Raw genomic sequence first — 26,673 nt, forward strand, 5'->3', positions numbered from 1 at the left:
AAACGCAGGCCCATGATAGGCCGCGCAGGCGACGCCTCAGCGGACAGCGGGTCAGCTGTCCAGCTTCAGCAGCAGACCGAGCGCGACAATGCAGGCAAACCACAGCAGACCGACCACCACGGTGATGCGGTCCAGGTTGCGCTCCGCAACCGAGGAGCCGCCGACGGACGACTGCATACCGCCACCGAACATGTCGGAGAGGCCGCCGCCCTTCCCCTTGTGCATCAGCACCAGCAGCATCAGCAGCAGGCTGAAGACGATCAGGGCGATCGAGAACCCCATAATCACGGCTGAACCCTACTTTCCCGGAATTCCCTCGGACTGAATTGAACGACGGGGGCCGGGTGGCGCATGCCACCTCGGCCCCCGCAAGGGTACGACGGATCGGCCCTACCGCATACTCACTGGTCGCGGAAGCGGACGATCTTGACGAACTCGTCGGCGTCCAGCGCAGCGCCGCCGACCAGGGCGCCGTCGACATCCGGCTGAGCCATGATCGCCGCGACGTTCCCGGACTTCACCGAGCCGCCGTACTGGATACGGACCCGGTCCGCCAGTTCCTGCGAGTACAGCTCCGCCAGACGGCCACGGATCGCCCCGCAGACCTCCTGCGCGTCCTCGGGCGTGGCGACCTCGCCGGTGCCGATGGCCCACACCGGCTCGTACGCGATCACGATCGTCTCGGCCTGCTCGGCCGGGATGTCCTTGAGGCCGCCGTCGAGCTGGCTCAGCGTGTACGAGACCTGCTGACCGGCCTTGCGGATGTCCAGGCCCTCGCCGACGCACAGGATCGGGGTGAGCCCGTGCCGGTAGGCGGCCTTGACCTTGGCGTTGCAGATCTCGTCGGTCTCGCGGTGGTACTGGCGGCGCTCGCTGTGGCCGACGGCCACGTACGTGCACCTCAGCTTGGCCAGCATCGCGCCGGAGATCTCACCGGTGTACGCACCGGAGTCGTGCGCGGAGAGATCCTGGGCGCCGTACTTGATCCTCAGCTTGTCGCCGTCGACCAGGGTCTGCACCGAGCGGAGGGCGGTGAAGGGGGGCAGGACGGTGACCTCGACCGCGTCGTAGTCCTTGTCGGTCAGGGCGAAAGCGAGCTTCTGGACGTGGGCGATGGCCTCGAGGTGGTTGAGGTTCATCTTCCAGTTGCCCGCCATGAGCGGGGTGCGGGTGGTCATTGAGGGTCAGTCCTCCAGTGCGGCGAGGCCGGGGAGCGTCTTGCCCTCGAGGTATTCGAGGCTGGCGCCGCCGCCGGTGGAAATGTGGCCGAATGCCTTCTCGTCGAAGCCCAGGATGCGGACGGCCGCGGCGGAGTCGCCACCGCCGACCACTGTGAAGGCGGGGCCGTCGACCAGGGCCTGGGCGACAGCCCTCGTGCCCTCGGCGTAGTCGGGGTGCTCGAAGACGCCCATCGGCCCGTTCCAGAAGACGGTGCCGGCGTCGGCGAGCTTCGAGGCGTAAAGCTTGCGGGTCTCCGGGCCGATGTCCAGGCCCTCCTGGTCGGCCGGGATGGCGTCCGCGGGGACTGTAGTCGGGTTGGCCGGGGCCTTGGTCTTCAGGTCCGGGAATTCGGACGAGACCAGGACGTCGACGGGGAGGACGAACTCCACGCCGCGCTTCTCGGCCCGCGCCAGGTACTCGAGAACCGTCGGGATCTGGTCCTCCTGGAGCAGCGAGATGCCGACCTCGTAGCCCTTGGCCTTGAGGAAGGTGTACGCCATGCCGCCGCCGACGAGGATGCGGTCGGCCTTCTCCAGCAGGTGGTCGATCACCCCGAGCTTGTCGGAGACCTTGGCTCCGCCGAGGACGACGACGTACGGGCGCTCGACGTCCTCGGTGAGCTTCTTCAGGACGCCGACCTCGGTGGCGATCAGGTAGCCGGCCGCGTGCGGCAGGCGGGCCGGCAGGTCGAAGACCGAGGCGTGCTTGCGGTGGACCGCGCCGAAGCCGTCGCCGACGTACACGTCGGCGAGCTCTGCGAGCTGGTCGGCGAAGGCGCCGCGCTCGACGTCGTCCTTCGACGTCTCACCAGGGTTGAAGCGCAGGTTCTCGATGACGGCGACCTGGCCGTCGGCGAGGCCCGCGACGGTCGCCCGGGCGGACTCACCGACGGTGTCGGTCGCGAAGGCGATGTCGGAACCGAGGAGTTCACCGAGCCGCGCCGCGGCCGGGGCGAGCGAGAAGGCCGGTTCCGGAGCGCCCTTGGGGCGGCCCAGGTGGGAGGCGACGACCACGCGCGCGCCGGCGTGGGCGAGTTTGGTGATCGTCGGCAGGACGGCGCGGATGCGGCCGTCGTCGGTGATGGTGGTGCCTTCGAGCGGCACATTGAGGTCGGCGCGGACGAATACCCGCTGACCCGCGACGCCGTCGGCGAGAAGTTCGTCGATCGTCTTCATCTGTTGCTGACTCCTAGAGAGACCGGGACAAGGAGCAGGGCTCGAACAGCGCGTCCTTGCGCTGTCCGAGCCCTGCCGCTCACATCGAGGGCCTACAGACCCGGGATCAGAGCCGGCCGCCGACGAAGACCGTGAGGTCCACCAGACGGTTGGAGTAACCCCACTCGTTGTCGTACCAGCCGATGACCTTGACACTCTTGCCCGACGCCATCGTCAGGGAGGAGTCGAAGGTGCAGGAAGCCGGCCAGTTGACGATGTCCGAGGAAACGATCGCGTCCTCGGTGTAGTCCAGGATGCCCTTGAGCTGGCCCTCGGCGGCCTTCTGGAAGGCCGAGTTGATCTCGTCCTTGGTGACCTCGCGCTCGAGCTCGATCACGAGGTCGGTCACGGAACCGGTCGGGACCGGGACGCGCATCGCGATGCCGTCGAGCTTGCCCTTGAGCTGCGGGAGAACCAGCGCCGTGGCCTTGGCCGCACCGGTGGTCGTCGGGATGATGTTCTCGGCGGCGGCGCGGGCGCGTCGCAGGTCCGAGTGCGGGAAGTCCAGAATGCGCTGGTCGTTGGTGTACGCGTGGACCGTCGTCATCAGGCCCTTGACGATGCCGAAGTTCTCGTCGAGAACCTTGGCCATCGGCGCCACACAGTTCGTGGTGCAGGAAGCGTTGGAGATGACGTGGTGGTTGTCCGCGTCGTACTTGTCCTGGTTGACACCCATCACGATCGTGATGTCCTCGTCCTTGGCCGGAGCCGAGATGAGGACCTTCTTGGCGCCTGCGGCGAGGTGCTTCGCGGCGTCGGCCTTCTTGGTGAAGATGCCGGTCGACTCGATGACGATGTCGGCTCCGAGCTCGGCCCAGGGCAGGTTCGCCGGGTCACGCTCGGCCATCGTCTTGAAGGTCTGGTTGCCGACCGTGATGGAGTCGTCGGTGTGGCTGACCTCTGCCTTGAGGCGGCCCAGGATGGTGTCGTACTTCAGCAGGTGCACCAGGGTCGCATTGTCGGTCAGGTCGTTGACACCGACGATCTCGATGTCCGCACCCTGCTCCAGGAGCGCCCGGAAGTAGTTGCGGCCGATGCGGCCAAAGCCGTTGATGCCTACGCGGATCGTCACGAACCGATCTCCTCGTTGGTACGCCGGGTGTCCGCCGGCGAGCTGTATGGGATGTCCCCGACCGCCTCCGACCCTACCCCTCCGAGGGCCCGGTAGTGACATCGGTCGCATCCGTGCCGGCCGAGTCGGCCCGTACCCGTGGGTACGGATACGGGCCGCCCGGAACCACGGTCCCGCCTGGGGAGTCAGTCCCGGAGCGAACGCAGCGCCTTGCCGATCAGTGAGGTGCGGTCCGCCGCTGCCGGTACGTGCTCGAGGCCGAATCCGAGGAGCACGGTGTCACGGGTGGTTACCGCCCCGTAGGACTTGAACAGCTCACCGGAGCGGGCCCAGTCACCGGCGACTTCAGGACTTCCCGCCGGTGCGCCCGGGACCGTCCAGACACCGAGGGAGGTCTCGAAGCCTTCGGACTCCTTGTCCGCGCCGCCGACGACCAGCCGGGCGTCGTCGGCGAAGACTCCGCGTCCACCGCTGCCGGGGTCGGTGACGGAGCTGAGCGAGAGCTCGACGCTCTTGCCCGCGTAACCGCTCAGGTCGAAGGTGACCTGCTTCCAGCCGCCGGAGGATCCGGTGAAGCTGTTCCAGGCCCCGCTGGTGCCGGCCGCCGTGCAGCTGCCCGACCCCACGGTCAGGTAGCGCCGCAGGAAGGGGTGGCCGTTGACGAAGTAGCCTGCCTCGCACTCCTCCGGAACCGCCGTGCCGGTGAGGCCGCCCGCCTCGGGAAGCGTGGTCCAGTCGTCGGCGCCGGTTGTGTGGGCCTCGAGGATGGCGTGATCGTAACCGGGCTCGGTGTTCCAGTTCAGAGCCAGCCGGAGCTCCGGCTTGTCGGCCGCGCTGATGCCCGTGAGGTCGACGGTACGGGTGAGGCGCTTCCAGTCCCCGTCCTCGTGCGAGGCGGCCGCCATCCACTGGCCCGCGTACGGAGCGTACGGGTTGGTGACGCCGGCGTAGCGGCCCGCCGACGCGCTCTCGAACTGCGGGAAGTCCGCGGGCGGCAGGGTGTCGGACGTGACTGTGTAGGCCCCGGCCGCGTTGAGCGGATTGCCGGGGCTGCCGGGGGCGCCGGCGAGCGGGCCGGCGTATCCGGCGAGCGCTCCGGCACCGGTGAAGCCGGTGGCGGTGGGCGCGGACGTACGTCCGTACGCACCTAGGTAGTACTGGCTGAAGTCGTTGGTCGCGGCGCGCCCGACCTGGGCGTTGCCGCCGGCCGGCTCACCGGCCTCGATCAGCTTGCCGCCCTCGTTGAGGAAGGCGCGGACCGCCATCTGGGTGGGGCCGCCGGGGGCCCGGTCGCCGGTGTAGTGGACGGCCGTGGAGAAGTGGCCGAGGATGCCGAGCGGGTGCGGTGCTCCTTGGGTGGCGACGTCCCAGACGACGGCCTTGCGGCCGTTGGCCGTCAGCGCGTCGACGTACTTCTGGGCGTGCTGGGCGGGAGCTCCCTCCTCGGCGATCACCAGGGTGCCGGCCCGGGGCCGTTCGGCGACGGTGTAGGTGAAGTGCTCGCTGGAGGTGGGCTTCCCGCTTCTGGTCTCCCCGGTGAACCAGACCTCGACCTTGTCGCCGACGTCACCGTCCTGGACCTTCGCGCGGTACTCGTCGAAGCGGATGTTGTCCTCGCCGCCGTAGGTCTCGCCGCCCTTCCAGGGCTTCAGGGCCTGGTCGTGCGTACGGCCTCCGTTGACGCGGTACCTGAGTTCCTTGTCGCGTACGGACTTGCGGACGGTGACCGACACCTCCTGGTCGCCGCCGCGGGCGTACGAAGTGGTGAAGGGGTCGACGGTGAAGTCGGGGGCGTCAAGGCCGACCGAGGAGGACGGCTGGTCGGGATGGGCAGCGGTCTCGGCGACGGAGAGTGCGAAGGGGATGTTCTTGGCGAACTCCGCCTGGATCAGCTTCTCGTCGTCGGGGAAGTTGAAGCCGGACTGGCAGTCCTCGGGCTTCCACGGATCGTCGGGGTCGTATCCGGCGGCGGTCTGACAGGTGGTCATCTCCGGGGTGAACATCATCATCCCGTTGACGTTGGCCGCATGGCCGTCGGCCTCACCGTTGGTGGTGTAGAGCTCGGAGGAGACCTGGGGGTAGTAGCCGGGCACGGCGGAGTTCTCCGGGGTGCCGGCGAGTGACTTGTAGAGGACGTCGTCGGGTGTCGGGGTGGCGACCTGCCAGCCGACGCCGTACAGCAACAGCTCTGCCGCGGAGTGGTAGTTGATGCCGTACTCGAAACCGATGCGCTTCTGGAAGCGGTCGAGCGCGACGGTCTCGGGCTCGGAGGAGGGCCCGGCTCCGCGGTAGGTCTGGCTCGCCGGGCTGGGCGACGAACCTTCGTTGTCGTAGCCCCACTTGTAGGCGAAGTTCCGGTTCAGGTCGACACCGTCGGCATTGGTGATCTTTCCGTCGCCGTCGTTGTCGCGGAGGTTCTTGCGCCACAGCCGGTTGTCCGCGGACTGGTGGGTGTAGTCATAGCCGTCCGGGTTGGCCGAGAGCACGAACCACAGCTCGGTGGAGTTCACCACCTTGGTGATCCGGGGGTCCTTGCCGTAGTTGTCGAGGTAGTGGCGGAGCAGCCGGCGGGTCATTTCCGGGGTGATCCACTCGCGGGCGTGCTGGTTGGACAAGTACAGCACGGACGGCTTGGCACCGTCCTTGGTCTTCTTGGCGCCCTTGGTCAGCTTGAGGGCGAGGATGTCCTGACCACGCAGCGTCTTGCCGATGGAGACGACTTTGGTGATGTCCGGGTGGGCCTGGCCGGTCCTGACCACCTCCTCCTGGAGGTTGCCTTGCCCGCTGTACGGGCGGTAGACCCCGTCTCCCGCGGACTGCAGCCGCGCCTCGGTCCTTGCCGAGACCTTGCGTTCGGTGGCCTGCACGCCCTGCTTCTCCAGCCCGCGGGCCTGGGCGTCGGTGAGGAAGAGCTCGACCCGGGCGGTGCCCTTGTCGGGGGCCTGTTCGCCCAGTTCGTGGGCGTCCTGGCCGAGTGTGAGGAGCAGGGGTACCTGCTCCTTGGTGACGTCGGCGTTGAAGACCTTCACCGCGTCGGCGGCGGGGTCGGCGGCACGGTCGGCGGCGCGTCCGGCCTCGGCCTGGGCGACGGGTGCCGCCGCCAGTCCGCCGAGCAGCAATACACCCGCCGCGAGGATCGATCCCGCTCTGGGTCTCATGAGCTCCCCTTGCTGTTGTTTGTCACAAAAGGACAGAGGCCAGGCTCATGACACTGCATGATCATGTCAATAGGGCCTGGTGGGACGGAAACGCCACCGCCGGTGCCCGAAAAGGCACCGGCAGCGGCGAATTGACCAGTCGTCACGGAGGTCAGCCGGTCAGTCGGTCAGCCGACGAGGTTGTCGGCCATGTCGTCGGTGAGGTTCGACTCCGTACTGGGAATTCCCAGATCCTGCGCCCGCTTGTCCGCCATGGCCAGCAGCCGGCGGATCCGGCCCGCTACCGCGTCCTTGGTCAGCGGAGGGTCGGCCAGGGCGCCCAGCTCCTCCAGCGAGGCCTGCTTGTGCTCCATACGCAGCCGGCCCGCGGCGGCGAGGTGCTCCGGCACCTCTTCGCCGAGAATCTCCAGGGCGCGCTGCACCCGCGCGCCGGCGGCCACCGCCGCTCGCGCCGACCGGCGCAGGTTCGCGTCGTCGAAGTTGGCGAGCCGGTTGGCGGTGGCCCGCACCTCGCGACGCATCCGCCGCTCTTCCCAGGCGAGGACCGACTCGTGCGCACCGAGCCGGGTCAGCAGGGCGCCGATCGCGTCACCGTCGCGTACGACGACCCGGTCCACCCCGCGCACCTCCCGGGCCTTGGCCGCGATGGAGAGCCGACGCGCCGCGCCGACCAGGGCAAGAGCAGCCTCCGGCCCGGGGCAGGTCACCTCCAGCGAGGAGGAGCGCCCGGGCTCGGTGAGCGAGCCGTGGGCCAGGAAGGCCCCACGCCAGGCCGCCTCGGCATCACAGGTGGCGCCGGAGACGACCTGCGGGGGAAGCCCCCGGATGGGCCGGCCCCGGCCGTCCACCAGACCGGTCTGGCGTGCGAGCTGGTCGCCGCCCGCCACCACCCGTACGACGTAACGCGAGCCGCGGCGCAGGCCGCCGGGCGCCATCACAATGAGCTCGGAGCCGTGTCCGAAGATCTCCAGGATGTCCTTCTTCAGGCGGCGCGCCGCCATGGCGGTGTCCAGCTCCGCCTCGATCACGATCCGGCCGCTCACCAGGTGCAGCCCGCCCGCGAACCGAAGAATCGCCGAGACCTCTGCCTTTCTGCAGCAGGTCCGGGTGACGGGGAGCCGGGAGATTTCGTCCTTCACCGCTGCCGTCATCGCCATGGGCCGATCCTTCCATGCATCCGAAAAATACGGTCGTACGCGGCGGCCAACAGCTCCGGGTCGTGCTTCGGGCCATCGGGCGCGGCGACCGGCGCCAGCTCGACCGCGGCGCCGAGCCGCCTGGCGGCGTCGGCTAGGGACTCGCGGTCGGGCACGGCGGCCTCGTCGGCCAGCACCACGTCCAGGGCGAGTTTAGGGGCGTGTCGGGCCAAAACCTCCAAATGACGTTGCGGTGAGAAGCCATCGGTTTCGCCGGGCTGGGGCGCGAGGTTCAGCGAAAGGACGCGCCGGGCCCTGGTCTGCATGAGCGCGTCGAGCAGTTCCGGCACCAGCAGATGCGGAATCACCGAGGAGAACCAGGAGCCCGGACCGAGCACCACCCAGTCCGCGTCGAGCACCGCCTCCACCGCTTCCGGCACGGCGGGCGGGTCGTGCGGGACGACGTGCACGGACTGCACCTCGCCCGGGGTCAGCGCGACGGTCGCCTGACCGCGCACCGTGGTGATCTCGTCGGGCCGCTCCTGGTTGTGCCCTCGCACCAGCGCCTGGAGCTCCAGCGGTACGGCGGACATGGGAAGCACCCGGCCGTGCGCGCCCAGCAGCCTGCCGACCAGGTCGAGGGCGCTCACATGGTCGCCGAGCTGCTCCCACAGGGCGACGATCAGCAGGTTGCCGACCGCGTGCTCGTGCAGTTCGCCCTGGGACTGGAAGCGGTGCTGGATGACCCGGGCCCAGGTCTGGCCCCATTCGTCGTCGCCGCAGAGCGCGGCGAGCGCCTTGCGCAGGTCGCCGGGCGGCAGTACGCCCAGCTCCTCGCGCAGCCGACCGCTGGAGCCGCCGTCGTCCGCGACGGTGACCACTGCGGTGAGATCGCCGGTGATCCGGCGCAGCGCGGCGAGCGAGGCGGACAGACCGCGGCCGCCGCCGAGGGCGACGACCTTGGGCTGTGCGCCGCGTCTGCGGTTCGTACGGACGGCTTCGCCGCCGCGCTGGGGGGTTATCCGGCGCAGCCGCCGCAATCTGCCCACCTGCGGGTTCGTGCCACTCACTCTCGCCCCATGTCCCGGTGGACGACTACGGTCTCGACTCCCTCGGAGGCGAGGCGGGCGGCGAGCTTCTCGGACATCGCGACGCTGCGGTGCTTGCCACCGGTGCAGCCGACGGCGATGGTCACGTATCGCTTGCCCTCGCGCCGGTAACCGGCCGCGATGAGCTGGAGCAGCTCGGCATAGCGGTCGAGGAACTCCTTGGCCCCCGGCTGGTTGAAGACATAGCCGGACACCTCGTCGTTCAGGCCGGTGAAGGGGCGCAGCTCCGGGACCCAGTGCGGGTTCGGCAGGAAGCGGCAGTCCACGACGAGGTCGGCGTCGACCGGCAGACCGTACTTGTAGCCGAAGGACATGACTGTGGCCCGCAGCTCCGGCTCCTCGTCGCCGGCGAACTGGGCGTCCATCTTGGCGCGCAGCTCGTGCACGTTGAGGCTGGAGGTGTCGATCACCAGATCGGCGTCGCCTCGCAGCTCACGCAGCAGGTCGCGCTCGGCCGCGATGCCGTCGACGATACGGCCGTCGCCCTGCAGCGGGTGGGGGCGGCGTACGGATTCGAAGCGGCGTACGAGTGCTTCTTCGGACGACTCCAGGAAGACGATCCGCCGGGTGACGTTCTTGGCCTCGAGGTCCGCGAGGGACTCGCGGAGGTTGTCGAAGAAGCGGCGGCCGCGCACGTCGACGACCACCGCGATACGCGCCACGTTGCCCTGGGAACGCGCGCCCAGCTCCACCATCGTGGGGATCAGCGCGGGCGGCAGATTGTCGACGACGAACCAGCCGAGGTCCTCCAGACACTTGGCGGCCGTGCTGCGGCCGGCGCCGGACATGCCGGAGATGATCACCAGCTCGGGAATGGCCGTCTCGGCGGCCTGGCCGGCCTCCACGCTCGTGCCCGTACTCACCTGTGCTCCGTCTCGGTCGTGCTCGGTCATTCCTTGATCCCCCGATCGGACAAGGGTCCCGCGGGTGCGGGTTCCTCATCCTCAATGATCTCTCCTGTCGCGGTGTTCACCGCGGGGGCGGCGGGTGCCGCCGAGGCGAAGGCCGCGGCCACGGTCTCGGCCGTCTTGCGGCCTATGCCGGGCACCTCGCAGATCTCCTCGATTGTCGCCTGCTTCAGCCTCTTCACCGAACCGAAGTGCTTGATCAGTGCTTGCTTGCGGGTCTCACCGAGCCCCACGACCGCATCGAGCGGGCTCGCCTTGATCCGCTTGGTCCGCTTGCTGCGCTGGTACCGGATGGCGAAGCGGTGCGCCTCGTCGCGGACCCGCTGCAGGAGGTACAGCCCCTCGCTGGAACGGGGCAGGACGACGGGGTCGCCGTCGCCGGGCAGCCAGACCTCTTCGAGGCGCTTGGCGAGGCCGCACACCACGACGTCGTCGATGCCCAGCTCATCGAGGGCCCGCTGGGCGGCGGCGACCTGCGGTTGGCCGCCGTCGACGACGACGAGCTGCGGCGGATAGGCGAACCGCTTGGGCCTGCCGTTCTCTGCTCCCTCGAATGCGGGCTCGGTGACCTGTTCGACGTGCCCGGCCTGGTCACCCTGCCCGGCCTGGTCACCCTGTTCGCCCTCGGGCCACTCCCCCGTCTTCAGCTTCTCCTGGAGATAGCGCCGGAAGCGGCGGCTGATCACCTCGTGCATGGACCGGACGTCGTCCTGGCCGGCGAAGGACTTGATCTGGAAACGCCGGTACTCGCTCTTGCGGGCCAAGCCGTCCTCGAAGACCACCATCGACGCCACGACGTCCTCGCCCTGGAGGTGCGAGATGTCGAAGCACTCGATCCGCAGCGGAGCGGAGTCGAGACCGAGCGCCTCGGCGATCTCCTCCAGCGCCCTGGAGCGGGTGGTCAGGTCGGAGGCCCGTTTCGTCTTGTGCAGGGCGAGCGACTGCTGCGCGTTGCGCCGGACCGTCTCCATCAGGTCCTTCTTGTCACCGCGCTGCGGGATACGGAGGCTGACGTTGGAGCCACGGCGTTCCGTGAGCCACTGCACGACGGCCGCCGCGTCCTCGGGAACGGCGGGGACCAGGACCTCCTTGGGGACCGCGTCGCCCTTCTCCTCGCCGTAGAGCTGCTGCAGCGCGTGCTCGACCAGCCCCGCCGTGTCGACGGCCTCGACCTTGTCGGTGACCCAGCCTCGCTGTCCACGGACCCGGCCGCCGCGCACATGGAAGATCTGGACGGCTGCTTCGAGCTCGTCCTCGGCGACGGCGATCAGGTCGGCGTCGGTGGCATCGGCCAGCACGACGGCGTTCTTCTCCATGGCCCGGCGCAGCGCCTCTATGTCGTCGCGCAGCCGGGCGGCCCGCTCGTACTCCATCTCCTCGGCGGCCTCGTGCATCTGCTGCTCGAGACGGCGCAGGTACGTACCGGTCCGCCCGGCCATGAAGTCGCAGAACTCCTCGGCCAGCTCCCGGTGTTCCTCCGGTGTGACCCGGCCGACGCAGGGCGCCGAGCACTTGCCGATGTAGCCGAGGAGGCAGGGGCGGCCGATCTGGGCGGAGCGCTTGAAGACCCCGGCGGAGCAGGTGCGCACCGGGAAGACCCGGAGCATCAGGTCGACGGTCTCGCGGATGGCCCACGCGTGCGCGTACGGACCGAAGTAGCGGACGCCCTTCTTCTTGGGGCCGCGCATGACCTGGACCCGCGGGTACTTCTCGTCGAGCGTCACCGCGAGGGACGGATAGCTCTTGTCGTCCCGGTACTTGACGTTGAAGCGGGGGTCGTACTCCTTGATCCAGGAGTACTCGAGCTGGAGTGCCTCGACCTCGGTGGAGACGACGGTCCACTCGACAGAGGCGGCCGTGGTGACCATGGTGCGCGTGCGCGGGTGGAGCCCGGCCACGTCCTGAAAGTAGTTCGCCAGCCGCTGGCGCAGGCTTTTCGCCTTGCCTACGTAGATCACCCGGCGGTGCTCGTCCCTGAACCGGTAGACCCCGGGCGAGTCGGGGATCTGTCCCGGCTGGGGGCGGTAGCTGGAGGGGTCTGCCATGTCTCACACCCTACTGGCGGTGAGTGACAGTCCCACGGGCGAATCCGCCCGGCGAGGCAAGCGCCCGCGGGTGAATCGGGCCGGATCGGACCGCGGCGTCCGGTGCCGTGCATCGCCGGTGGGCTCTTATGCCTCCGGCGAACCATGGGATACGTTCCCGCGCATGATCGTCGTGGCCGGAGAGTCCCTTATCGACCTGGTGCCGCTGGACACGGCGCGGGCGGGCAACTCCCTGCCGGCGCTGCTCCCCCGGCCGGGCGGCGGCCCGTACAACACCGCCCTGGCTCTGGGCCGCCTGGGGGCTTCGGCGGCCTTCTGCTCACGCGTGTCGACGGACGGCTTCGGTGAGGCGCTGCTCGAAGGTCTGAGGTCGGCCGGGGTCGGCCTGGCGCTCGTCCAGCGCGGCCCGGAACCGACGACGCTGGCCGTTGCGTCCATCGGGACGGACGGTTCGGCCGGCTACCGCTTCTACGCCGAGGGAAGCGCGGACCGGCTCTTCGAGACCCCGGTCGCACTGCCCGCCGGGACCCGGGCACTGGCCCTGGGCACGTGTTCGCTGGTGCTGGAGCCCGGCGCGAGTGCGTACGAGGCGCTGCTGCGGCGGGAAGCGGCCCGTGGGGTGTTCACGCTGCTCGACCCGAACATCCGGCCGGGGCTGATCCCCGATGCCGAGGCCTACCGGGCGCGGTTCAGAGGCTGGCTGCCGGACGTGGACCTGCTCAAGCTGTCCGAGGAGGACGCGCGGTGGCTGGGCGGCGGCCCGGCCGACTTCCTGGCGGGGGGCACGGCGGCGGTGGTCCTGACCCGGGGTGCGGGAGGCCTGACCGTACTGACGCGAGCCGGGGGCCAGTTCGCGGTGCCGGCGGAGCCGGTCGAGGTGGCGGACACGATCGGCGCGGGCGACACGGTCAACGCGGCGCTCCTGCACCGGCTGGCCGCGCACGACGCGCTCTCGGCACGGGCCATGGGCTCCCTCGGTGAGCCGGCTTGGCGCGACATCCTGCGCTTCGCCGCCCGCGCGGCGGCCGTGACCTGCTCCCGCCCGGGGGCCCAGCCCCCGTACGCGTCGGAACTGACTCCATAGCGCCGCGGTGGGCGGCCGCACCGCGTCTGCCGGGCTCCCGGGCTGCCGGGCTGCCGGGCTGCCGGGCTGACCGACTCCGGGCGGCGGCCGGCCGGCGATGCCGGACATCAGCCGCCCCCGCACCCCGGGCCCCGTGCGTACACGAGCCGACGGTCCGCGAGGGCGGACCACCGCGTCCTTCGGGCACGCCCGCGGGCGCGAGGGGCCGCCGCTCAGCACTCAGCTCTCAGCCGCCAGCCCCTCGCCCGGTCAGGCCTTGCCCGTGCGCGCCGCCTTCGCGGTCGTGCTCTTCGCGGACTTCACGGCCTTGGCGGCCTTCGCAGGGACCGCGTTCGCCGTCGCCGTCCTCTTCGAAGGGGCCTTCGCCGCGACCGTCTTCCTGGCAGCCGCCCTCTTCACCGGCTTACGTGCCGCAGGCACCGTCGCGTCGCTGATCCGGTCCGCTCCCAGGATGTCCCGCAGGAACTTGCCCGTGTGGCTGGCCGGGACCGATGCAACCTGCTCCGGCGTGCCCTCGGCGACGACCAGGCCTCCACCGTGGCCGCCCTCGGGACCCATGTCGACGACCCAGTCGGCCGTCTTGATGACGTCCATGTTGTGCTCGATGACGATCACCGTGTTGCCCTTGTCCACCAGTCCGGACAGCACATTGATCAGCTTGCTGATGTCGTCGAAGTGCAGACCGGTCGTCGGCTCGTCCAGGACGTACACCGTCCGGCCCGTCGAGCGCTTCTGCAGCTCCGATGCCAGCTTGACGCGCTGCGCCTCACCGCCCGACAGCGTCGGCGCGGACTGGCCGAGCCGGACGTACCCGAGGCCCACCTCGTTGAGCGTCTTGAGGTGGCGGGCGATCGTCGGCACCGCCTCGAAGAAGTGCAGGGCCTCCTCGATCGGCATGTCCAGCACCTCGGCGATGGACTTGCCCTTGTAGTGAACCTCCAAGGTCTCCCGGTTGTAGCGCGCCCCGTGGCAGACCTCGCACGGGACGTACACGTCCGGCAGAAAGTTCATCTCGATCTTGATCGTGCCGTCGCCCGAGCAGTTCTCGCAGCGGCCGCCCTTGACGTTGAAGGAGAACCGGCCCGGCAGGTAGCCGCGGACCTTCGCCTCCATCGTCTCCGCGAACAGCCGGCGCACGTGGTCGAAGACGCCGGTGTACGTGGCCGGGTTGGACCGGGGCGTACGGCCGATCGGCGACTGGTCGACATGCACCACCTTGTCGACGAGATCGTCGCCGTCCACCCGAGTGTGCCGCCCGGGCACCGAACGGGCTCCGTTCAGTTCACGCGCCAGGTGCGTGTAGAGGATGTCGTTGACCAGCGTCGACTTGCCGGAGCCCGACACTCCGGTGACCGCGGTGAGCACACCGAGCGGGAAGGAGACGTCGATGTCCTGCAGGTTGTTCTCGCGGGCACCGTGGACGGTCAGCCTCCGCCCCGGGTCCACCGGCCGCCGGATCTCCGGCATCACGATGGACTTCTTGCCGGACAGATACTGGCCGGTCATCGAGTCCTCGTTGGCCAGCAGCTCCTTCAGGGAGCCGCTGTGCACCACCTTGCCGCCGTGCTCGCCCGCACCCGGGCCGATGTCCACGACCCAGTCGGCCACCTTGATGGTGTCCTCGTCGTGCTCGACGACGATCAGGGTGTTGCCCATGTCGCGCAGCCGCACGAGCGTCTCGATCAGGCGGTGGTTGTCGCGCTGGTGCAGTCCGATGGACGGCTCGTCCAGTACGTACAGCACGCCTACCAGACCGGAGCCGATCTGCGTGGCGAGCCGGATGCGCTGCGCCTCACCGCCGGACAGCGTGCCGGCCGCGCGGTTCAGGGAGAGATAGTCCAGGCCGACGTCGACCAGGAACCTCAGCCGCTCGTTGACCTCCTTCAGCACCCGCTCGGCGATCTTCTTGTCGCGCGCGTCGAGCCTCAGCTGACCGAGGAACTCGGCGCAATCGCTGATCGACATCGCTGAGACCTCGGCGATGGACTTCTCCATCACCGTGACCGCGAGAACAATCGGTTTCAGGCGCGTGCCCTCACAGGTCGGGCAGGGCACTTCGCGCATATAGCCCTCGAAGCGCTCTCGGCTGGAGTCGCTCTCCGCTTCCGAGTGCCGGCGCTTGACGAACGGCACCGCCCCCTCGAAGGACGTGGTGTACGCCCGCTCGCGCCCGTACCGGTTGCGGTAGCGCACCTCGATCTGCGTCTTGTGGCCGTACAGCAGGGCCTTCTTCGCCCGCTGGGGCAGCCCGGCCCACGGGATGTCCGTACGGAAGCCGAGCTCGTCGGCGAGCGCGCCGACCAGCCGGGCGAAGTAGTCCTTGGTGTGACCGAGCGACCACGGCGAGACCGCGCCCTCGTCGAGGGACTTCTCCTCGTCCGGGACGATCAGCTCGGGGTCGACCTCCATGCGCGTCCCGATGCCGGTGCAGTCGGGGCAGGCGCCGAAGGGGGAGTTGAAGGAGAAGGAGCGCGGCTCCAGTTCCTCGAAGGACAGGTCGTCGTACGGGCAGTAGAGGTGTTCGGAATACATCCGCTCACGCTCGGGGTCGCCCTCCGGGAGGTCCACGAAGTCCAGGATGACCATGCCGCCGGAGAGACCGAGCGCGGTCTCGACCGAGTCGGTCAGACGACGCTTGGCGCTGTCCTTGACGGTGAGGCGGTCGACGACCACCTCGATGGTGTGCTTCTCCTGCTTCTTCAGCGTGGGCGGCTCGGACAGCTGGATCGTCCGGCCGTCGACCCTCGCCCGGCTGTAGCCCTTGGTCTGCAGATCCGCGAAGAGGTCGACGAACTCACCCTTGCGCTCGCGCACCAGCGGCGACAGCACCTGGAAGCGGCTGCCCTCCGCCAGGCCCAGCACCTTGTCGACAATGGCCTGTGGCGACTGTCGCGCGATGGGCCGGCGGCACTGGGGGCAGTGCGGCTTGCCGATCCGGGCGAAGAGCAGACGCAGGTAGTCGTAGACCTCGGTGATGGTGCCGACCGTCGACCGCGGGTTGCGCGAGGTCGACTTCTGGTCGATGGAGACCGCCGGGGACAGGCCCTCGATGAAGTCCACATCGGGCTTGTCCATCTGGCCCAGGAACTGGCGGGCGTACGAGGAGAGAGACTCGACGTACCGGCGCTGCCCCTCGGCGAAGATCGTGTCGAACGCGAGGGACGACTTGCCCGATCCCGAGAGTCCGGTGAAGACGATGAGCGAGTCGCGAGGGAGGTCGAGCGAGACGTTCTTGAGGTTGTGCTCGCGAGCGCCACGAACGATGAGACGGTCGGCCACGCCGGTCCGCACCTTTCTTGAGAGAAGCAGGGGGACTATGCAGACAGCCCCGTCCCAGGGTATGGGGGGCGCCGAGCGATGTCGTAAGGATTGAACTTCGAGCTTATAGCACGCGCATTCGATTTTAGGCACACACCCAAGTGCTTCACCCGAACGAGTGGGCGGCGATATCGTCGACGGCATGATCGATCATGTGCGCGACCTGGCGTCTCTACGCGAAGCGACCGAGCGGCTCCTCGCCGCGACCGGCAAACTGGACAACGCTGGTGTGACCGAGCAGTCACGGCTGCCCGGCTGGAGCCGCGGTCACGTTCTCGCTCACCTGTCCCGTAACGCCGACGCGCTCGTCAATATTCTCGAAGGCCGGCCGATGTACGTCAGCGCGGAGGCCCGCGAGGCCGACATCGAACGCGACGCGTCCCGGCCCCTCGACATACAGCTCGCCGACATCCGCGACAGCGACGCCCGCTTCCGGCAGGCGGCCGACGCCCCGGCGGACTGGTCCCGCACCGTCACCATGCGCAACGGCGTCACCGACGTCGCCGCGCGGCTGCCGTTCCGCCGGCTGATCGAGATCGAGCTGCACCATGTCGACCTGGACATCGGCTACGAGCTGGAGGACCTGCCGGAGTCATTCACCGGCCGTGAGATCGAGTTCCTCACGGAGCGTTTCTCCGGCCACCCGGACGTACCGTCCCTCGTTCTGACGGCGGCCGACGGGCGCCAGTGGCGCACCGGCGGCACCGGGGACGCCACCCGCCTCGCCGTCAACGGCAGCCCCGCCGCGCTGCTGGGCTGGCTGGCCGGCCGCGGCGCCAAGGGAGCGGACCTGGAAACCGGTGGAGCCCCGCTGCCGCCACTGCCCCCGCTATAGGCTGAGCCCATGACGTACAGCGGAGCGGTTCGGGTCGGCGGCCCGGCGGATGTGCACGAGCTGGCGGACCTGATGATCTCAAAGGTCGCGGTCGGTCCGATGGACAACAACGCCTACCTGCTGCGCTGCCGGGCCACCGGCGAGCAGCTGCTCATCGACGCGGCCAACGACCCGGAGACCCTGCTCCAGCTGATCGGTGACGACGGCATCGCGTCCGTCGTCACCACCCACCGGCACGGCGACCACTGGCAGGCACTCGAAGCCGTGGTCGCCGCCACCGGCGCCCGCACCTTCGCGGGCCGGTACGACGCCGAGGGCATTCCCGTCGCGACAGACGTACCGGTCGAGGACGGTGACACCATCGAGGTGGGCCGGGTTTCCCTCACCGCCCGTCACCTCGTGGGCCACACTCCGGGCTCCATCGCCCTCGTGTACGACGACCCGCACGGCCACCCGCACCTGTTCACCGGCGACTGCCTCTTCCCCGGCGGTGTGGGCAACACGCACAAGGACCCGAAGGCCTTCGCGAGTCTGATCGACGATGTGGAGCGGAAGCTCTTCGACCAGCTGCCTGACGAGACCTGGGTCTACCCGGGCCACGGCAAGGACACGACCCTGGGCGACGAGCGGCCGCACCTGCCGGAGTGGCGCGCTCGGGGCTGGTAGACCAGGGGCGGCTGATCGCCTGACCGATGGGGCGTCCGATCAGTCGTCCGGTCGTTCGTCCGAGCGCTCAGCAGGCCGCGTCGGGCCGGGCGCGGCGTCGGCGAACCGTTCCGCCACTTCCGGCGGCAGCGGTCCCAACTGCAGCAGCCCGGTGACGATCCTGGTGGTGAGGGCGTGCCACTCGCCCGCTCCCCGCAGCATGGCGTGATCGCCGCCGGGCATCCTCAGCGCGCAGGACTCGGCGCCGGCCGCCCGGGCCCGTTCCTCGAACGCCCAGGAGTCGCACGGGTCTGTGACCCGGTCACGGTCGCCGTGCACCAGCACAACCCGGCGCCCCGCGAGGTGCTCCACCGGTTCTCCGGGCGGGCACCACGGCGCGAGGCCGACCACGGCCCGTACGTGCGGGTGGCCCGCCACCCGCAGGGCCGCGCGCCCGCCCATCGAATGGCCGACCAGGACGACGGGGACGGGCCCGGCCAGCCGCGTCAGCACGCCCAGGGCCCGGCGGGCGTCCTGGGCTGCATCGTCCCGTACCCCGTTCCAGCCGCGATGGCGGTAGCGGACCTGCGCCAGCACGACACCGTCGTTCGCGGTGACCCGCGCGATCGCACGGACGAAGGGGCGCATCCGCACGCCCGGCAGGTTCCAGCGTCTGGGGGGCTCGAGGGCGTCCGCACGGCCACCGTGCAGCAGCACAACCGCGGCCCGCGGTTGCTCGGCGGAGCGCTCGACCACGAGAGCGGAACCGGGTGGAGGCGACGGCGCCTGCGTTTCGCGTACGACCATGGACGGGTCCTCAGCTCCTTGTCGACAGGGCCGCGCGCTTCGGGCCCCCGCCTGGTGTTCGGTGCCCGGGGCAGTGCGGACGGGCCGGCGCACCGATTCTCGCAGGGAGGGGGCACGCCGGCGGCCGCGGATGCCTCCGCGCGCCCCATAACCGCCCGCCGGCCCGGGTAGTTGGAGCGTCATGCGCGAAGATCACCCCCCGTCCGGCTCTCCGTCCATGGCCCGCCTCGCGGCCGCGTCACTCGCCGGGACCGCCATCGAGTTCTACGACTTCTTCGTCTACGGGACAGCCGCCGCGCTGGTCCTGGGACCCCTCTTCTTCCCGACCTTCTCGCCGCTGGCCGGGACGCTCGCCGCGTTCGGCACCTTCGCCGTCGGTTTCCTGTCCCGGCCGCTGGGGTCCGTGGTCTTCGGTCATGTCGGCGACCGGTACGGCAGGCGTCCGGTGCTGTTCGCCTCGCTGCTGCTGACCGGCGTGGCGACGGTCGCTGTCGGGTGCGTACCGACGTACGGCTCGATCGGGGTCGCCGCGCCCGTCCTGCTGCTGGTCCTGCGGTTCCTCCAGGGCCTCGGGCTCGGCGGCGAGTGGGGCGGGGCGGTGCTGCTCACCGCGGAACACGCTCCCGAGCGGCGGCGCGGACTGTGGGCGAGCTTCCCGCAGATCGGGCCCGCGGTCGGCTTTCTGCTGGCCAACGGGGTGATGCTGGCGCTGTCGGCGGCACTGACCGATGCCCAGTTCCGGTCATGGGGATGGCGGGTGCCGTTCTGGGCAGCCGGCGTGCTCGCGCTGGCCGGGCTGCTGCTGCGCACCTCCCTGAGCGAGACGCCGCAGTTCAAGAAGCTCACCGAGACAGGACAGCGGGCGAGTGTGCCGCTGGCCGAGGTGGTGCGCGTGCACTGGCGGCTGGTTCTGCTGACCGCGGGCGCGCTGTCGGTCGGGTACGCCGTCTTCTACGCGGTGAGCACCTGGTCCCTCGCCTACGGAACGGAGCAGCTGGGAGTCAGCCGGACCGTCATGCTCGCGTGCATCATGGCGGCTGTCGCGATCAAGGGCGTCGCGACACCCTTCGCGGCGATGCTCGGTGACCGATACGGGCGGCGGCCGATGTGCCTGCTGGGCTGTGCGGCGTCGGCGGTGTGGATGTTCCCGCTCATCGCCCTGCTGCGCACGGGCGAACCGCTGCTGATGTTCCTCGGCTTCCTGGGCGCCCTGTTGGCCTTCATCACCATGTTCGCGGTGGTGGCCGCGTACCTGCCTGAGCTGTACGAGCCGAGGGTGCGCTGCACGGGCGCCGCCGTCGGCTACAACCTGGGCGGTGTCGTCGGAGGCGCGCTGACCCCCATTGTGGCCACGGCGGTGGCCACGGGGGACGGGCCGCCGTGGGGAGTGGCCGCCTATCTGACCGGCATCGCGCTGCTCAGCCTGGGCTGTTTCGCGCTGCTGCCGGAGACCCTGCCCGCCTCGGCGCGCGCCGGGGCTCCGGGGACGGTGGACTCCGCGGACGGGCCGGATTCCATGAACTCGACGAGCTCGCTGGACTCGACGGAGACCACGGACTCGGCTGAGGCAGCGCGCGCCTGAGAAGCAAGCACCGGCCGGAGTGTGCTGCGACTCCGGCCGGTGCCTGGCATCCCTGCTTCTCGCGCGGTCAGGCGTCGACGCTGTCCGTCCGGTTCTGCTCCGCCGCCTTGGCCGCCTCTGCCGCCTCCTGCTTCCGGGACGCCATCAGGCTGGTGATGGTGGTGATCACCAGCACGCCGCAGATCACGGCGAGCGAGACCGGGATCGAGATCTCGGGGACGTGGACCCCGGACTCGTGCAGTGCGTGCAGCACCAGCTTCACACCGATGAAGCCGAGGATGACCGACAGGCCGTAACTCAGGTGGACCAGCTTCTTGAGCAGACCGCCGATGAGGAAGTACAGCTGTCGCAGGCCCATCAGGGCGAAGGCGTTGGCGGTGAAGACGATGTACGGGTCCTGGGTCAGGCCGAAGATCGCCGGGATCGAGTCCAGCGCGAACAGCACGTCGGTGGTGCCGATGGCCAGCATGACGACCATCAGCGGCGTCAGGACGCGCTTGCCGTTGTTACGGATGAACAGCTTGGTCCCGTGGTAGCGGTCTGCCACGCCGAAGCGCTTCTCGACGGACTTGAGAAGCCTGTTCTCCTCGAACTCCTCTTCCTCGTCGTCGGAACGCGCCTCCTGGATGAGCTTCCAGGCGGTGTAGATCAGGAACGCGCCGAAGATGTAGAAGACCCACGAGAAGCTGGCGATGATCGCCGCGCCGGCGGCGATGAAGATCGCACGCAGGACCAGTGCTATCAGGACGCCGACGAGCAGCACGCGCTGCTGGAGGTGGGAGGGCACCGAGAACTTCGCCATGATGAGGACGAAGACGAAGAGGTTGTCGACACTCAGCGACTTCTCGGTGATGTAGCCCGCGAAGAACTCGCCGGCCGCCTGGCTCTCGCCGAAAAGCAGCAGGCCGAGGCCGAACAAGGCGGCAAGGACGATCCAGACGATCGTCCAGGTGCCGGCTTCCTTGATCGACACGTCATGGGGCTTGCGGCCGATGAAGAAGTCGGCACCGATCAGGATGCCCAGACCGACGATGGTCAGCATCCAAAGGGTCAATGAAACGTCCACTACGCCTCCGGCGGATGGCTACGGCTCAAGAGTCAGCGTCATCGCTGCCGGAGGTCTCTTCCACCCGGGCACGTTGAGCGCGCCGCGGGCCGACGCCCCGGGACCGGTCTCGGTCCGTATTGACGGGAACGCCGCAGTAGGAGTACTCCCCTCCGCACAAAGAAGAGTACAGGGATCACCAAGGAAAGGTAAAGGGATTGGTAAAGCCGATCCCAAAAGCCCAGTTCAGCGGACCAGTTCAGGGCGGCGAACCAGTTCGTCGCGGCCCCGGTTCAGGGCCGCGACGTCGCGGCGGCAGGTCAACGGCGCCAGGCGCGACGGGCCTCGGCCGCTCGGCCGAGCACCTGCTGCAGCACCTGGCTGCCGGGCGGCGCCAGCAGCGGCTCGAAGGTCCAGGCGTGGCCGACCCACGGGTCGGCCAAGTGATCGTCCGGGACCGGGGTGATCCGCAGCAGCGAGCGCCACAGCGGATCGAGCACCGGTCCATACGCGCTGGCGTCCTCGCGGTCCGCGACCATCATCAGATGCACGCCGGCCGCCGGGCCCTCGTCGGCGAGATAGCGCAGCTGGGTGACCGCCCGGTCGTCGAAGCCGTGCGGGAAGTCATTGACGATCAGCAACTGCTCGGCCGCGTCGAGGCCGGGCGGCAGCGAGTCCGGCGCACCGCCGCGGATCGCCATCTGGACGAGGTCCGCCCGTTGGGTGAGTTTGGCCAGCACGGCGGCCACTCCCCCGGCGCCTGCCGCGGGTGCCTCGTCGAGCACCCCCGACTGGACGAGCGGGGCGAGGGCCGCGGCCCCGGACCCGGCCGGATCGATCACGTGCACCGAGAAGTCGCCCGCCGGGTAGACCGAGAGCAGCCGGGCTGCCGTCGCGACGGCAGTGTCCATGGCGAGCCGGCGCAACTGGCCGGAGTCCGTCATCAGGGCGGCGTCCGAACCGGAGCGCCCGCTGTCTATCCACAGGCCGCGTTCGAGCGGCAGCCGCACGAGCATGGGGATCCGCAGATCCGTGCGCTCCGGGAGATGCAGATCGCCGACGCGCAGCGCCATCGGGACCTCCATCGGCACCCGGTAGCCGTGCCAGACCGGGTTGTCCCAGCGGGCGAAGGCCGGCGGCAGGGCGGGCTCGACCACCGCCGACTCCGCGGCGAGCTGGGCGAGATCGCGGTCGAGCGCCTCACGGGCCTGGTCGACGAGCTTGTCGTGTTTGGCGCGGGCCGCAGCACGGGCATTGTCTCCGGTGCTGCCGATGCGGCTGCGCGGGTCGGAGAGGACCCGGTCGAGCTCCTGCTCCATACGGGACTCTGCGAAGTCCACGGCGCTGCGGTACGCGGCGGTGGCGCGGGCCAAGTCCTCGAACATGCCCCACACCTGGTTGTACAGGCGCTCTTCCATGGACCAACCGGTGGCGTCGCCGGCAACCGGCGTGGCCGGCCGGCCGGGCTGGGCCGGCGGTGCGGTCGGGGGCGGCGAGGGCGGCGCGGCGGCCTGTCGGCCGGGGTGCGCGTAGTTGACCGGGCCGCCGCTGCCGCCGGCACCGAGCGGGCCGCCGGGCCCACCGGCCTGTGGGGCACGTGAGCCCGGACCGTGCGCGTTCGTCCCGTGGGCGTTCGTCCCGTGCGGGGTGGTGCCGTGGCCACCGACGCCATGGGTGTTCGGGCCGTGGGCGGTGGTGCCGTGGGAGGGCGTGCCGTGCGTGTGCGGGCCATGGGACGGCGTGCCGGTGGAAGGCGTGCCGGTGGACGACTGGTCGGCCCCGGGCACGGCCGCTCCGGTCTGGCCGGGGGCCGGGTGCGCCGCGGTGTGGCGGGCCCGGTCGCCGTCCGGGGTGCGCGGCGGGGGTGCCGAGACCGAGCGGGCCAGCCCGCTCGCCACCGCGTCCTGGATGGCCGTTGCCAGCTCTCGGGCCTGCGGCAGGCCCTGGTCGCCGAGCATCTCGGCGAGCCCGGCCGCGTACCCCTGGCCGACGGCACGGACCTTCCACGCACCCTGCCTGAGGTAGAGCTCGAGGGCCACGACCGCGGACTCGGCGTCCAGATCGGTGATGGTGTAGCTGGCGACCTCGGCACCGTCCAGGCCGGTGACCGCGACGAAAGGTGCCGCGACGGCACCGAAGCGGACCGGCCCGCCGACGCCGACCGGCAGCGCGAGCAGGACGTTCACCCGGTGCACGGACTCCGGGAGAGCGCCCAGATCGACCGCCAGCCGGTGGTCGGCCGCCGCCTGGCGGGACACCTCGAGACCGGGCAGCTGGGGCGAGCCGGGATGGGCGACCCATTCCACACCGCGCACCTTGCCGTGCTCGTCACTGAGCGTGGCGCCCGCGATCACCGGCTGCCCGGCGGATACGCGGATTTCCAAACGGGTCTGGGGCAAGGGGTGGTTCTGCCCCCGGACCAGCTCGGCCGTCATCGCCTCAAGTCCCCTCGTCAAGTCGGGTGGTGCGGTGCAGCTCCCGGCGGCTGCGTGCCTCCGGGAGCCGCGTCCGGCGAAATCGCCGTACTGGATCGCCGTATCGGATCGCCGTACTGGTCGGACTACAGGTGCGGCAGGATCGCCGGCATCAGGTCCTGGAACGTACGGCCGTTGGCCGGGTTGCCCACCGCCGTCATCTGCCAGCCGGCGCCGGAGCGGTGCACCTTCGCCATGATCTGCGCGGTGTACTGACCGCCGCCGTCGAGCGTGTAACGGGCCAGCTCCTGGCCGTTGGTCTCGTCGACGATGCGGCAGAAGGCGTTCTGCACCTCCTGGAACGTCTGACCGGTGAAGGAGTTCACCGTGAAGACGATCTGGTCGATGTGTACCGGCACGCGCTGCAGGTCGACGAGGATCGCCTCGTCGTCGCCGCCCTGGCCGGCGCCGCCGACCAGGTTGTCGCCGGTGTGCCGGACGGAACCGTCGTCGCTGACCAGGTGGCGGAAGAACACGACATCGACCGGCTGCTTGTCGGCGAACAGCACCGCCGAGGCATCCAGGTCGATCTCACGCGTACGCGAACCGAACAGACCGCGACGCGGCGCCGCCTGCCAGCCGAGCCCCATCCGCACCGCGGTCAGGGTCCCCCCGTCGGACTTCTGCAGGCTGATGGCCTGACCCTTGGTCATGTTGACCGTCACGCGCTGTCCCCTCTCCTTCGGCCCGGGGGCCCGGAGGTTGTCCCCCGGGAAAGCACAGCCCCCTCAACCGCCTGTGTGTGCGGTTGTCCAGCACCCTACGCAGTCCCTTCGCCGGCGCTGCGACCGCGTCCCGTTTTTGTGGCGGTCTTGCAACACTCCGCCCCTGCCGACTAGGCGATGCCCGCCTCACGCATCTGCCGCAGCTCCTTCTTCAACTCGCTCACCTCGTCGCGGATCCGGGCGGCGACCTCGAACTGCAGCTCCGCGGCGGACGCCCGCATCCGCTCCGTCATCTCTTCGATGAGTGCGGCCAGATCTGCGGCCGGGCGGTCGCTGAGGACCTCCTCCTTGCCACCCTTGCGGCCGCCCTTGACCGCCTTGGCCCCCTTGGTGCCGAGAGCGGGCACCGGAGCCTTGGCTCCCTTGCCCTCCTTGGCCTGCCGGTAGCCGGTGCCGAGCAGTTCCTCCGTGTCAATCTCCTCGCGGGCGATCGTCGCGACGATGTCGTTGATCTTCTTCCGCAGCGGCTGGGGATCGATGCCCTTCTCGGTGTTGTACGCGATCTGCTTCTCGCGACGGCGGTTGGTCTCCTCGATGGCCTTCTCCATCGCCGGAGTGATCTTGTCCGCATACATATGGACCTCGCCGGACACATTGCGCGCCGCACGGCCGATGGTCTGGATCAGAGAGGTCCCGGAGCGCAGGAAGCCCTCCTTGTCCGCATCCAGGATCGCCACGAGCGACACCTCGGGAAGGTCGAGGCCCTCCCGGAGAAGGTTGATGCCGACCAGTACGTCGTACTCACCGGAGCGCAGCTCGCGCAGCAGCTCGATCCGGCGCAGCGTGTCCACGTCGCTGTGCAGGTAGCGGACCTCGATGCCGAGTTCGAGGAAGTAGTCCGTGAGGTCCTCGGCCATCTTCTTCGTGAGCGTGGTGACCAGGACCCGCTCGTCCTTCTCGGTGCGCTTGCGGATCTCGTGCACCAGGTCGTCGATCTGGCCCTCCGTGGGCTTGACGACGACCTGAGGGTCGACGAGCCCGGTGGGCCGGATGATCTGCTCGACGAATCCGTCGCCACGCGAGAGCTCGTACTTTCCGGGGGTGGCCGACAGATAGACGGTCTGGCCCACCCGCTTCAGGAACTCCTCCCACTTGAGTGGCCTGTTGTCCAGGGCGGACGGCAGCCGGAAGCCGTGGTCGACGAGGGTGCGCTTGCGGCTGGCGTCGCCCTCGTACATCGCACCGATCTGCGGCACCGTGACGTGGGACTCGTCGATCACCAGGAGGAAGTCCTCCGGGAAGTAGTCGATGAGGGTGTTGGGCGCCGACCCGCTGGCGCGGCCGTCCATGTGCAGCGAGTAGTTCTCGATGCCGGAGCAGGAGCCGATCTGCTGCATCATCTCGAGGTCGTACGTGGTCCTCATGCGCAGCCGCTGGGCCTCCAGCAGCTTGCCCTGCTTCTCCAGCTCGGCCAGCCGCTCGGCGAGTTCCGTCTCGATTCCCGCGATCGCCTTCTGCATGCGCTCGGGACCCGCGATGTAGTGGCTGGCGGGGAAGATGTACAGCTCGGTGTCGTCGCTGATGACCTCGCCGGTGAGCGGGTGCAGCGTGGAGAGCGCCTCGATCTCGTCGCCGAACATCTCGATCCGGACAGCCAGCTCCTCGTACACCGGGAAGATCTCGATGGTGTCGCCCCGCACCCGGAACGTGCCTCGGGTGAACGCCAGGTCGTTGCGCGTGTACTGGATGTCGACGAAGCGGCGCAGCAGCTGGTCGCGGTCGATCTCCTCGCCGACCTTGAGCGGCACCATACGGTCGACGTACTCCTGCGGCGTGCCGAGGCCGTAGATGCAGGAGACGGAGGCCACCACGACGACGTCGCGGCGGGTCAGCAGCGAGTTGGTGGCGGAGTGGCGCAGCCGTTCGACCTCCTCGTTGATGGAGGAGTCCTTCTCGATGTAGGTGTCCGACTGCGGGACGTAGGCCTCGGGCTGGTAGTAGTCGTAGTACGAGACGAAGTACTCGACAGCGTTGTTCGGCAGGAGTTCGCGGAACTCGTTCGCCAGCTGGGCGGCGAGCGTCTTGTTCGGTGCCATCACGAGCGTCGGCCGCTGGAGCTTCTCGATCATCCAGGCGGTGGTCGCCGACTTGCCGGTGCCGGTCGCACCGAGCAGCACGACATCCTTCTCGCCTGCGCGGACGCGCCGCTCCAGCTCGGCGATGGCCGTCGGCTGGTCACCGCTCGGCTGGTAGGGACTGACGACCTCGAAAGGCGCCACCGTGCGTTCGATCTTGGATACGGGCCGCATGAAACCACGGTACGACCCCCCACTGACACTCACGCATCGATCGCCG

General features: G+C 69.6%; 19 protein-coding genes. 4 read left to right on the top strand and 15 right to left on the bottom strand.

The window, feature by feature from the left end; translation table 11 throughout:
- Positions 1-51: 51 nt before the first annotated feature.
- The 9 genes from secG to uvrC form a co-directional block, all read right to left on the bottom strand.
- Entirely contained in the window at positions 52-282 is a 231-nt protein-coding gene (gene secG / locus AB0M62_RS03410) for a preprotein translocase subunit SecG (protein ID WP_366072678.1), read from the bottom strand.
- Positions 283-401: 119 nt separating this feature from the next.
- Positions 402-1,178: a triose-phosphate isomerase gene (tpiA, locus tag AB0M62_RS03415; protein ID WP_366072400.1), complete on the bottom strand. Its 777-nt coding sequence runs from the start codon at positions 1,176-1,178 to the stop codon at positions 402-404.
- Between the two features lie 6 nt (positions 1,179-1,184).
- Positions 1,185-2,396, bottom strand: coding sequence for a phosphoglycerate kinase (locus AB0M62_RS03420; protein WP_366072401.1), 1,212 nt, complete (start codon positions 2,394-2,396; stop codon positions 1,185-1,187).
- Positions 2,397-2,502: 106 nt separating this feature from the next.
- Positions 2,503-3,507, bottom strand: coding sequence for a type I glyceraldehyde-3-phosphate dehydrogenase (gap, locus tag AB0M62_RS03425; protein WP_366072402.1), 1,005 nt, complete (start codon positions 3,505-3,507; stop codon positions 2,503-2,505).
- Positions 3,508-3,692: 185 nt separating this feature from the next.
- Entirely contained in the window at positions 3,693-6,665 is a 2,973-nt protein-coding gene (locus AB0M62_RS03430; RefSeq protein ID WP_366072403.1) for a M14 family zinc carboxypeptidase, read from the bottom strand.
- 167 nt (positions 6,666-6,832) lie between these two features.
- Positions 6,833-7,822 (bottom strand): DNA-binding protein WhiA, encoded by a 990-nt coding sequence (whiA, locus tag AB0M62_RS03435; protein ID WP_366072404.1) that lies wholly within the window; start codon positions 7,820-7,822, stop codon positions 6,833-6,835.
- Positions 7,813-8,841 carry a uridine diphosphate-N-acetylglucosamine-binding protein YvcK gene (gene yvcK, locus AB0M62_RS03440; RefSeq protein ID WP_366072679.1) on the bottom strand — a complete coding sequence of 343 codons (1,029 nt, stop codon included), beginning with the start codon at positions 8,839-8,841 and terminating at the stop codon, positions 7,813-7,815. Before yvcK ends, whiA begins: the two co-directional genes overlap by 10 nt.
- 26 nt (positions 8,842-8,867) lie before the next feature.
- Entirely contained in the window at positions 8,868-9,803 is a 936-nt protein-coding gene (gene rapZ / locus AB0M62_RS03445) for an RNase adapter RapZ (RefSeq protein WP_366072405.1), read from the bottom strand.
- Positions 9,800-11,863: an excinuclease ABC subunit UvrC gene (gene uvrC, locus AB0M62_RS03450; protein WP_366072406.1), complete on the bottom strand. Its 2,064-nt coding sequence runs from the start codon at positions 11,861-11,863 to the stop codon at positions 9,800-9,802. The genes rapZ and uvrC overlap by 4 nt, the downstream gene beginning before the upstream one ends.
- Positions 11,864-12,026: 163 nt before the next feature.
- On the opposite strand from uvrC, the gene AB0M62_RS03455 reads away from it, so the two are divergent.
- Complete coding sequence (locus AB0M62_RS03455) at positions 12,027-12,947, top strand: carbohydrate kinase (RefSeq protein WP_366072407.1); 921 nt, start codon at positions 12,027-12,029, stop codon at positions 12,945-12,947.
- Between the two features lie 249 nt (positions 12,948-13,196).
- Here AB0M62_RS03455 and uvrA read toward each other — a convergent pair whose 3' ends face one another.
- Positions 13,197-16,226: an excinuclease ABC subunit UvrA gene (gene uvrA / locus AB0M62_RS03460; RefSeq protein ID WP_366072408.1), complete on the bottom strand. Its 3,030-nt coding sequence runs from the start codon at positions 16,224-16,226 to the stop codon at positions 13,197-13,199.
- Positions 16,227-16,407: 181 nt separating this feature from the next.
- Between uvrA and AB0M62_RS03465 the strand changes: the two genes are divergently transcribed.
- Together AB0M62_RS03465 and AB0M62_RS03470 are read left to right on the top strand one after the other, a co-directional pair.
- Positions 16,408-17,100, top strand: coding sequence for a maleylpyruvate isomerase family mycothiol-dependent enzyme (locus AB0M62_RS03465; RefSeq protein ID WP_366072409.1), 693 nt, complete (start codon positions 16,408-16,410; stop codon positions 17,098-17,100).
- 9 nt (positions 17,101-17,109) lie between these two features.
- Positions 17,110-17,766 (top strand): MBL fold metallo-hydrolase, encoded by a 657-nt coding sequence (locus tag AB0M62_RS03470; protein ID WP_366072410.1) that lies wholly within the window; start codon positions 17,110-17,112, stop codon positions 17,764-17,766.
- Between the two features lie 39 nt (positions 17,767-17,805).
- Here the strand turns inward: AB0M62_RS03470 and AB0M62_RS03475 are convergent, their stop codons facing one another.
- A complete protein-coding gene (locus AB0M62_RS03475; protein ID WP_366072411.1) occupies positions 17,806-18,552 on the bottom strand; it encodes an alpha/beta fold hydrolase in 747 nt (248 codons plus the stop codon).
- Between the two features lie 217 nt (positions 18,553-18,769).
- On the opposite strand from AB0M62_RS03475, the gene AB0M62_RS03480 reads away from it, so the two are divergent.
- The gene (locus AB0M62_RS03480; RefSeq protein WP_366072680.1) at positions 18,770-20,134 is read left to right on the top strand and encodes an MFS transporter; all 1,365 of its coding nucleotides are present in this window, start codon (positions 18,770-18,772) and stop codon (positions 20,132-20,134) included.
- Positions 20,135-20,201: 67 nt separating this feature from the next.
- Here the strand turns inward: AB0M62_RS03480 and AB0M62_RS03485 are convergent, their stop codons facing one another.
- From AB0M62_RS03485 to uvrB, 4 genes are all read right to left on the bottom strand, one after another.
- Complete coding sequence (locus tag AB0M62_RS03485; RefSeq protein WP_366072412.1) at positions 20,202-21,200, bottom strand: TerC/Alx family metal homeostasis membrane protein; 999 nt, start codon at positions 21,198-21,200, stop codon at positions 20,202-20,204.
- A gap of 299 nt (positions 21,201-21,499) precedes the next feature.
- Entirely contained in the window at positions 21,500-23,614 is a 2,115-nt protein-coding gene (locus AB0M62_RS03490; RefSeq protein ID WP_366072413.1) for a TerD family protein, read from the bottom strand.
- 125 nt (positions 23,615-23,739) lie between these two features.
- The gene (locus tag AB0M62_RS03495) at positions 23,740-24,318 is read right to left on the bottom strand and encodes a TerD family protein (RefSeq protein WP_366072414.1); all 579 of its coding nucleotides are present in this window, start codon (positions 24,316-24,318) and stop codon (positions 23,740-23,742) included.
- Positions 24,319-24,488: 170 nt separating this feature from the next.
- Complete coding sequence (uvrB, locus tag AB0M62_RS03500) at positions 24,489-26,627, bottom strand: excinuclease ABC subunit UvrB (protein WP_366072415.1); 2,139 nt, start codon at positions 26,625-26,627, stop codon at positions 24,489-24,491.
- Positions 26,628-26,673: the final 46 nt, after the last annotated feature.

It is taken from the genome of Streptomyces sp. NPDC051219, assembly GCF_040682335.1.
In the GTDB taxonomy this organism is placed as follows: Bacteria; Actinomycetota; Actinomycetes; order Streptomycetales; family Streptomycetaceae; genus Streptomyces.